Below are 1,783 nucleotides of genomic sequence, written 5' to 3'. Positions count from 1 at the left end.
CATCGACCCCGACCGGGGGATAGACGACCGAGCCGATGACGCGGTCCGGTCCAATCCGCTGCCAGATCGCGCCGCCGGGATCGACCGCGTTCAGCCTGGTGCCTTCGAGCGGCCCGCCGACGCCGTGGAAATACCACCACGGCACGCCGTTCTGCATGGTGACGACTGATGTGTGGTCCCCAAGCAGCGGTGCGATCTGGTCGAGCGCCGGGGTGAGGGAATGGGCCTTCAGCGCCAGCACGACATAATCCTGCACGCCAAGTTCCTCGGCCTTGGCGGCGGCCCGGACGGGGACGGACGTCTCCTGGCCATCCTCGATCAGGCGCAGGCCATCTGCCTTGATCGCTTCCAGATGGGCGCCGCGCGCGACGATCGAGAGATCGGTGCGGCCGGCGGCGGCAAGCTTGGCAGCGAGATAGCCGCCGATCGCACCGGCGCCGAAGATGGTGATCTTCATCGTCAAAGCCCGAGTTTGGCGGCAAGGCCGATGCGCTGCAATTTGCCGGTCGCGCCCTTGGGGATCTCGTCCAGGATCAGGATCTTGCGCGGCACTTTGAAGTCGGCAAGCCGCGTCGCGGCATAGGTGCGGATGTCGCTCTCAGCGGCGCTGATGCCTTCGCGCAGCACAACCGCCGCCGCCACCTCCTCGCCAAGCTTGTCATGCGGCATGGCGAAGGTGACGACCTGTGCCACCGCCGGATGGTCCATCAGCACATCGTCGACCTCGAGTGGCGAGATCTTTTCGCCGCCGCGATTGATGATCTCCTTGAGCCGACCGGTGACCCTGAGATAGCCGTCCCCGTCCAGCACGCCCTGGTCGCCGGTGTGGAACCAGCCATGCGCGAAAGCCGTGGCGTTGGCATCCGGGTTCTTTTCGTAGCCCGTCGTGACATTGGGCCCGCGGATGACGATCTCGCCGGACTCGCCTGCATCGAGCAGCCGCCCGTCGGGCGCCATCACAGCCACCTCCGGCCCGGCGGAGGCACCAACGCTGCCGGGCTTGCGCTGGCCCGGCGGCAGCCGGTTCGAGGCCATCTGGTGAGCCGCCTCGGTCATCCCGTAGGATTCGATCACTGGGCAGCCGAAGGTCGCTTCCAGCTCAGTCATTACCTGCGCCGGCAGCGACGCCGAGGACGAGCGGATGAAGCGCAGGCGCGCCGCCGCCAGCGCCTCGGTGTTGCGTGCCGCGCGGGCCAGGATCGCCTGATGCATGGTCGGCACCGCCGTGTACCAGCTCGGCTGCGCCTCGCTCAGCCACTGGAAGAAGCGCAGCGCGTTGAAACCCGGCGTGCAGTAGATGCTGCCGCCGGCAGCCAGCGACGACAGCACGGCCGCGATCAGGCCGTGAATGTGGAACAGCGGCATGATATTGAGGCAACGGTCATCGGCCGTCAGGCCAAGCGTGCCGCCGATATGAGCTGCCGAGGCCGCGATGTTGGCATGGCTGAGCGGCACCAGTTTTGGACGCGATGTCGTGCCGGAGGTATGCAGCAGCAGCGCAATGTCGCTGTCTTGCGCCATGTCGGGCGCGGCCTTCGGTCCGATCGCCGCGCCCTCGATAGCAAAACTGCCGGCCGGTGTGCCGGGCTGCACGACGAGCCGCAGCACGCCGATGCCGAGGCGTTCGGCCACCGTCACCGCGGGGCCGGTCTCACCCTCCGCGACGAGGATCGCCTTGGCGCCGATGTCGGTCAGGTAGAAATCGAGCTCGTCGGCCCGGTAGGCGGGGGTGAGCGGCGCCGTAGAGGCGGCGGCCCCCCCGGCGGCGACGGCGGAGGCCGTC

General features: G+C 68.3%; 2 protein-coding genes. Both read right to left on the bottom strand.

The window, feature by feature from the left end; genetic code table 11:
• Positions 1 to 457 (bottom strand): 2-dehydropantoate 2-reductase (locus EOA22_RS32285; RefSeq protein ID WP_127390541.1); only part of this gene is annotated, 457 nt, incomplete at its 3' end.
• Positions 458 to 459: 2 nt separating this feature from the next.
• A partial coding sequence (locus EOA22_RS32280) for an AMP-binding protein (protein WP_127390540.1) occupies positions 460 to 1,783 on the bottom strand: 1,324 nt, incomplete at its 5' end.

Origin of the sequence: Mesorhizobium sp. M7A.F.Ca.US.014.04.1.1, assembly GCF_003998745.1 — a bacterium.
Lineage (GTDB): Bacteria > Pseudomonadota > Alphaproteobacteria > Rhizobiales > Rhizobiaceae > Mesorhizobium > Mesorhizobium ciceri.
This window is presented reverse-complemented; position numbering and strand designations above follow the sequence as displayed.